Source organism: Bradyrhizobium sp. CCBAU 65884, assembly GCF_028128835.1.
Lineage (GTDB): Bacteria > Pseudomonadota > Alphaproteobacteria > Rhizobiales > Xanthobacteraceae > Bradyrhizobium > Bradyrhizobium ottawaense.
In genome coordinates this window covers 23,655-30,203 of record NZ_LBJU01000077.1, presented here as the reverse complement: position 1 = coordinate 30,203, position 6,549 = coordinate 23,655, and the positions used below count along the sequence as shown (strand labels likewise).

General features: G+C 63.2%; 7 protein-coding genes and 1 pseudogene. 1 reads left to right on the top strand and 7 read right to left on the bottom strand.

Annotated elements, in window-relative coordinates:
- Positions 1–133 (bottom strand): annotated as a pseudogene (locus XI03_RS03955) (DUF2147 domain-containing protein); the annotation flags it as partial.
- A gap of 247 nt (positions 134–380) precedes the next feature.
- Positions 381–1,160 carry a transporter substrate-binding domain-containing protein gene (locus XI03_RS03950; protein ID WP_271591392.1) on the bottom strand — a complete coding sequence of 260 codons (780 nt, stop codon included), beginning with the start codon at positions 1,158–1,160 and terminating at the stop codon, positions 381–383.
- Positions 1,161–1,286: 126 nt separating this feature from the next.
- Here XI03_RS03950 and XI03_RS03945 point away from each other — a divergent pair, with 126 nt between their 5' ends.
- Entirely contained in the window at positions 1,287–1,784 is a 498-nt protein-coding gene (locus XI03_RS03945) for a DUF1993 domain-containing protein (RefSeq protein ID WP_028144585.1), read from the top strand.
- Between the two features lie 64 nt (positions 1,785–1,848).
- On the opposite strand, the gene XI03_RS03940 is transcribed toward XI03_RS03945, so the two are convergent.
- The 5 genes from XI03_RS03940 to XI03_RS03920 form a co-directional block, all read right to left on the bottom strand.
- Positions 1,849–2,340: a hypothetical protein gene (locus tag XI03_RS03940; protein WP_271591391.1), complete on the bottom strand. Its 492-nt coding sequence runs from the start codon at positions 2,338–2,340 to the stop codon at positions 1,849–1,851.
- 169 nt (positions 2,341–2,509) lie between these two features.
- A complete protein-coding gene (locus XI03_RS03935; RefSeq protein WP_028144587.1) occupies positions 2,510–3,499 on the bottom strand; it encodes a hydroxyacid dehydrogenase in 990 nt (329 codons plus the stop codon).
- Between the two features lie 34 nt (positions 3,500–3,533).
- Complete coding sequence (locus XI03_RS03930; RefSeq protein ID WP_028144588.1) at positions 3,534–4,634, bottom strand: ABC transporter ATP-binding protein; 1,101 nt, start codon at positions 4,632–4,634, stop codon at positions 3,534–3,536.
- Positions 4,635–4,640: 6 nt separating this feature from the next.
- On the bottom strand, positions 4,641–5,552 hold the full coding sequence (locus XI03_RS03925; RefSeq protein ID WP_028144589.1) for a carbohydrate ABC transporter permease: 912 nt from the start codon (positions 5,550–5,552) through the stop codon (positions 4,641–4,643).
- Positions 5,552–6,490, bottom strand: coding sequence for a carbohydrate ABC transporter permease (locus XI03_RS03920; protein WP_028144590.1), 939 nt, complete (start codon positions 6,488–6,490; stop codon positions 5,552–5,554). The genes XI03_RS03925 and XI03_RS03920 overlap by 1 nt, the downstream gene beginning before the upstream one ends.
- Positions 6,491–6,549 lie beyond the last annotated feature (59 nt).

The window sequence follows — 6,549 nt, the reverse complement described above, 5'->3', positions numbered from 1 at the left end:
ACACGCCCGGAATCTGCACGGTGCCGCGGTCCGGGTCGATGCGGATGGTGCGCCCGCCATATTCGAAGGTGTACTGCGCCTGCGCAGCGGTGCTCGCCAAAAGGAATGCGGCCGTGGCCAACAGCTTCCTCATTTCCATCTCCTGAAAAGGTGGTCCCCGCACCGACGCTTACGCGCCGGCTCGATCGTAAAAAGTGATCTAGATCACTGTCACGGTATGAGTCGTCGTCCTGCGGTTCCGGGTTCAATAGGCCAACAGCCGGTCCAAAGTTTGGCGGGGGCAAGCGACAGGAGGACGCGGCTGGAGCCCATTCAGTTCCGACGCAATCGGGACGGGGCTCTCGTTGCGCGAACCGGTACCCACTTCGTCCGAAAACGCTCTAATCGAACCAGGCGGCGTAGATTTTCCTGTAGCTGCCGTCTTCCATGGAAATGTGCAGCCATTGGTCGACGAAGGCCTTCAACGCCATGTCGCGCTGGAGCCAATAGGCCTTCTCGGAGAAGTCGAACGGCTTTTCGGGATGCACCGCGCAGAGCACGCCGGCGTTCTGCTTCTGCTGGTAGCGCGTCTCGGAGGCGTCCGTCATCATCAGATCGGCGTTGCCCTTGGCGATCTCGTCGAAGATCACGGTATTGTCGGAGAAAACGCTGATCTCGGCGTCCTTGATGTTGGCACGCGCAAAGCGCTCGTTGGTGCCGCCGGGATTGACGATTACGCGGGTGCCCTTCTTGTCGATATCAGGAAGCGTCTGGTACTTGCCGACGTCGGCGCAGCGCGTGATCGGCGTCTTGCCCTCGCGCATGATCGGCGTCGAGAAGAATCCCTTTTTCTGACGGTCGAACGTGACCGAGACGCCGCCCATGGCGACGTCGAACTGGTCGGCCTCGAAATCCTTCATCAGCTTCGGCCAGGCCGTCGGCACGAACTCGACCTTGACCCCGAGCGCCTTGCCCAGTGACTCCGCCATGTCGACATCGAAGCCGCTGAACTGCTGCGTCGCCTTGTCCAGATAGGTGAAAGGCTTGTAGTCGCCGGTCATGCCGACGCGCAAGGTGCCGCGCTTGACGATCTCGTCGAGGCGCGAGGGCGCCTGCTGCGCGTGAGCCGAAAGGTTTGCCAGCAACGCCACGGCCGCAGCCACCACGATTCGAACAGCCATCCGAACGATCATCTCTTTTCCACCCCTGCGCGAGCTGTCATTGTGCCGCCCTTGAGGGGTGGATTTAGACCAGATGCCGGTCGCTGGCGAGATGGAATTGAAGGGAATCTGGACGTGACGATCTCGATGTACGAGGCCTCTGTCGGCCTCTTCGTCCCGCATTTGCGCAACCTGTCGGGGCTGCTCGACAAGGGTGTGGCGTATGCGGAGACCCGCAAGTTCAATCCGGCCGTTCTGCTCGGTATGCGGCTGGCCCCGAACATGTACGATCTGGCGCAGCAGGTCGGCGAGGCCTGCCGGCATGCGGTGGTCGCCCCGGCCTTGCTGGCGGAGCTCGAGCCGGTGGCGCTGCCGGCGCTGGAGCACGACATGGCCGGGCTTCAGGCGCGGATCGCAACCTCGATCGAGTTCATCGAAAGCCTGCCGCGCGCGGAGATCGATGCGGCGGCGGAACGGAATGTCTTCTTCAGGCTGAAGAACGGGACCGAGCTGCCCTTCACCGGGCGCGCGCTGCTGCTGACGTTCAGTGTCCCGCAGTTCTTCTTTCACGTCACGACGGCCTACGACCTGCTGCGGCACGCAGGCGTCGAGCTCGTGAAGAAGGATTATCTGGGAAGGAAGTAGTTGCCGAGGCTCGGCGTACACCTCTCCGTTCGGGAAAGGTGTACCGAGACCTCCGGCCGGAGCGCTAGGCTTCGCCCTTGCGCTCGTAATCGGCGAGCGAGCTGCGGCCGGCGATCTCGCTGCGCAGCTGCTCGAAGCGCCTGTTCGCCTCGTCCTGCTGGACGTCGACGAAATGTACCGCGGCCTCGCTGGTCATGGGGCCGCTGACCACGGGCGTGGACTGTTCGCCGATGGTCTCGTGGACGTAATACTGGCCGTCATCGCCGCGATGGACCGTCCATTTCAGGCGGATCGCCACCATGGGCCCGGGCCCGACCTTGCTGTAGCCGTCGGCATCGGTGTGCTCCGGCACCAGCGGCTGTTCCTCGACGACCGGATGCTCGTCGAGAGCCGGCTGTTCGTCGATGACTGCCTGCTCGTCGGAAGCCAGATGCTCACGCTCGCCGGCGACCACGATTTCGGTCTCGGTGTGGCGGACGACGAGGACGGGCTCGGGGTGCTCCAGGATGCTGGCGATGGTCGCCAGCGCGTGGTCGGTCGGGTCGATCTCTGACAAGGGTCCATCCTCCAGCTCGACGCGGCTGGCTGGTCTGTCCCACTGCCGCCGCGGCCGGGAACATTAGGCGCGTTTGATTAAGGCTGAGTTGGGGCTCGATCTGCACCAAAATGGGACGCATTCTGGCCTTCCGAAGGCGGGTAGATTAATCCGCCCGCCTTCGGCTTGTTCAGCCCAGCACGTCCTGATTGATGATGTTCTGCCTGATGGGATCGCCGTCCAGCACGCTCAGGATATTGCGCGCGGTCTGCTCGCTCATCCGGCTCACCGCCTCCACCGTGACGCCGGCGACGTGCGGGGCGATGATGACGTTGGGCAGCGCGAACAGCGCGTTGCTGACCGGCGGCGGCTCCACCTCGAACACGTCGATGCCGGCGCCGGCGAGCTTGCCGGAGACCAGGGCGTCGTACAGCGCGGCTTCCTTCACGATGCCGCCGCGCGCGGTGTTGATGAGATAGGATTTCGGCTTCATCCGGCGGATCCGCGCCGCATCGAACAGGCCGACCGTTTCCGGCGTCTTCGGGCAGTGGATGGTGACGAAATCGGCGTGAGGCAGCGCGGCGTCGAGGTCGGCGACAGGCTCGCAGCCGGCAGCCTTGATCTCGGCGGCTGGCTTGTAGGGATCGTAGACCTGCACGGTCATTTCCATCGCCAGGCACCGCTTGGCGGTACGGCTGCCGATGCGGCCGAAGCCGATGATCAGCACGGTCTTGCCGTAGAGATCGAATGGCAGCATGCCGAGCCGGTCGGCCCATTTGCCGTCCTTGACGCAGGCGTGCAACTCGTTCGCGCGCTTGGCCAGCGTCAGCATCATGAACAGCGCCTGCTCGGCGACCGAGGGCGAGTTGGCGCTGCCCGCGACCATCAGCGGCACCTTGCGGCGGGAGAGGGCGGGCACGTCGACGGCGTCGTAGCCGACGCCGATGCGGGTCACGACCTTCATGTCCTTGGACGCCTCGAGCTCGGTCTCGCCGAAGGCGGTGGCGCCGAGCGCCACGCCATGGACCGGCGCATGGCTCTTCAGCAAGGCCTCGAAGTCCTTTGCCGAGATTAGGTTCGCAAACTCGACGAGCTCGATATCGTCCCGCTGGGTGAGGAGGGCGCGTGCCCCTTGCGACAAAGTTTGTGTAATGAAAATCTTCTTCTTGTTGGTCGCCATCGTCCCCTGCCTGCGCGAGTTTCTTGGACCGGCGTCACAACACGACGCCGGTCGCCTCGTTTAGCAGGTGCATGTTATTGAGGTCCATCGCCAAACGCATGGGTGCCCCGTCCTTGGCGCCGGCGTTGGGATCGACGCGGCCGCAGATCGGCGTGCCATCGAGCCCGAAATAGACCAGGGTCTCCATTCCCATCGGCTCGGTGACGTCGAGCACGGTGTCGAAGCTCTCGACGCCCGGCCCCAGATGCGCATGCGACTCAGTGAGATGCTCGGGCCGCAGGCCGAGCAGCAGCTTGTCGGTGCGCGGCAGCGCGTTGTAGCGCGCCGCGCGGGCCGGCGGCAGCGCGAACGCGATGCGGTCGGTGAGCCGGATCTGTAGCGTGCCGCCGGCGTCCTCGAGCCGGCACGGGATGAAGTTCATGGCGGGCGAGCCGATGAAGCCGGCGACGAAGCGCGTCGCGGGCTTGTGGTAGAGCTCGTTGGGCGTGCCGATCTGCTCGATCTTTCCCTTGTTCATCACCACGACGCGATCGGCCAGCGTCATCGCCTCGACCTGGTCGTGGGTGACGTAGACCGTCGTGGTGCGGACCTTCTGGTGCACCTTCTTGATCTCGATCCGCATCTGCACGCGCAGCTTGGCGTCGAGATTGGACAGCGGCTCGTCGAACAGGAAGACCTTCGGGTTGCGCACGATGGCCCGGCCCATCGCGACGCGCTGGCGCTGGCCGCCGGAGAGCTGCTTCGGCTTGCGGTCGATCAGGTCGGTGATGTCGAGCAGGCGGGCGGCTTCCGTCACCCGCGCCTTGATCTCGGCCTTGGGATAGTGCTTCAGGCGCAGCCCGAACGACATGTTCTCGGCGACCGTCATGTGCGGATAGAGCGCGTAGTTCTGGAACACCATCGCGATGTCGCGGTCTTTCGGCGGCACGTCGTTGACGACGTCGCCGTCGATCATGATGTCGCCGTCGCTGATGTCCTCGAGCCCCGCGATCATGCGCAGCGTCGTCGACTTGCCGCAGCCAGAGGGGCCGACCAGGACGATGAACTCATGGTCGGCGATATCGAGATCGATGCCGCGCACGGCTTCGACGTCGTCGTAACGCTTAACTACCTTCCGCAATGCAACGTCAGCCATCAGACATCAACCCTTTGTCGCGCCGGCGGTCAGGCCGGCAATGTAGTAGTCCATCAGGAAGGCGTAGATGACCAGCGGCGGCGCAGCGCCGAGCAGCGCGCCGGTCATGATCTGTCCCCAGTTGAAGACGTCGCCCTTGATCAGCGTGGTGGTGATGCCGACCGGCAGCACCAACTGATCCACCGATGTCGTGAACACCAGGGGATAGAGGAACTGCGCCCAGGACACCGTGAAGGCGAAGATGGTGGCGGCGATCAGGCCGGGCAGCGCGACGGGAATGAAGATCCGCGTCAGCGTCTGGAGCCAGGAGGCGCCATCAATGAGGGCCGCCTCATCCAGCTCCTTCGGGATCGAGGCGAAATAGCCGATCATGATCCAGGTGCAGAATGGCACTGTCAGCGTCGGATAGATGAACACCAGCACGTACCATCGGTTAAGCAGCGTGATGCCGGTCAGGTCCTGGACCATCCCGAGCACCTTGAACAGGGGGATGAACAGAAGGCTGTCCGGAATCAAATAGGTGAGGAAGACGCCGGTGGCCAGCGTCGCCGAGCCCCAGAACTTCATCCGGGCCAGCGCGAAGGCCGCGGGGATGCTGATCATCATGGTCACGATCACCACGATGATCGAAATGATCGACGAATTCCAGAAGAAGCGCAGAAATTGGTTCGAGCTCAACAGCTCGACATAGTTCGATAGCGTCGGATGAAACACCCACCAGGGGTTGGTTGCCGCCGAGATCTCCGCGCTGCTCTTGAGTGAGGTGATCAGCATGTAGACCGGCGGCGTCAGGAAGAAGATGGCGAACAGCACCAGGAAGAAATAGGACCAGCGAAGCGCCCAGATGCGGTCGCGGCTCATGCTGCCGTATTTGACCTTGCGGGACGGTCCGGCCTTGTCGATTGCGAGCGTGCTCATCAGGCTTCGTTTCCGCGTTTGTTGACATCGCGCAGGATGAAGATCGCAGCGACCGCCAGGATCGGCACCATGAACAGGGAGACGCAGGCGCCGAGCGGAATGTCGCTGCTCTGGATGCCGACCTGGAACGCCCAGGTGGCGAAAAGATGCGTCGTATCCAGCGGGCCGCCCGACGTCAGGATGCGCACGATGTCGAAATTGGCGAAGGTGACGATCAGCGAGAACAAGGTAGTGATGGCGATGATGTTGCGCATCATCGGCAAAGTGATGTGCCAGATCTTCTGCCACCAATTGGCGCCGTCGATCTCCGCGGCCTCGTACAGCTGGTCGGGCACGGATTTCAGCGCGGCCAGATACATGATCAGGAAGAACGGCGCACCGTACCAAACGTTGACGAGGATGACGGAGAAGCGCGCCCAGAAAGTGTCGCCGAGCCAGGGGATCGGACCGACGCCGAAGAAGGACAGCGTGTAGTTGAAGGCGCTGTAGGAGGGGTCGAACAGCCACAGCCAGGCCAGCGTGCTCATCGCCGGCGGAATCACCCAGGGCACCAGCAGCATGCCGCGCCATTTGCGCTGCTTCTTGCCCGGAATGTTGTGGACGAAATGCGCGACGATGAAACCGATCAGCGCCTTGAAGACCACCGCGGTGATGGCGAAGATGCAGGACTGCCGCACCACCATCCAGAACGTCTCGCGCTTGAACAGGAAGGTGAAGTTGCTGAGGCCGACGAACTTCGTCATCGCCTTGTTCAGGGTCGCGAGGTAAACCGAGTAGAAGGCGGGATAGAGCACGAGCAGGACGATCAGAAGGATCAGCGGCAGCGTCAGGAAGAACGCCACCGTCGATTTTCGCCCGAGCGCGTTGCGCAGGCTTGATCCCTTCCGCGCGCCCCTTGCACGGGCGACGCGACCTTGCTCGACGACGACATCGGCCATCTCAGCTTCCTTGAATCAGCTCTATCTACTTCTTTGTCCAACCTCGAAGCCGGCCATTG

What these genes read in the sequence shown, in the direction of transcription:
- XI03_RS03950 (WP_271591392.1), bottom strand. Translation starts at nt 1,160, where the DNA reads ATGGCTGTTCGAATCGTGGTGGCTGCGGCCGTGGCGTTGCTGGCAAAC.
- XI03_RS03945 (WP_028144585.1), top strand. Translation starts at nt 1,287, where the DNA reads ATGTACGAGGCCTCTGTCGGCCTCTTCGTCCCGCATTTGCGCAACCTG.
- XI03_RS03935 (WP_028144587.1), bottom strand. Translation starts at nt 3,499, where the DNA reads ATGGCGACCAACAAGAAGAAGATTTTCATTACACAAACTTTGTCGCAA.
- XI03_RS03930 (WP_028144588.1), bottom strand. Translation starts at nt 4,634, where the DNA reads ATGGCTGACGTTGCATTGCGGAAGGTAGTTAAGCGTTACGACGACGTC.
- XI03_RS03925 (WP_028144589.1), bottom strand. Translation starts at nt 5,552, where the DNA reads ATGAGCACGCTCGCAATCGACAAGGCCGGACCGTCCCGCAAGGTCAAA.
- XI03_RS03920 (WP_028144590.1), bottom strand. Translation starts at nt 6,490, where the DNA reads ATGGCCGATGTCGTCGTCGAGCAAGGTCGCGTCGCCCGTGCAAGGGGC.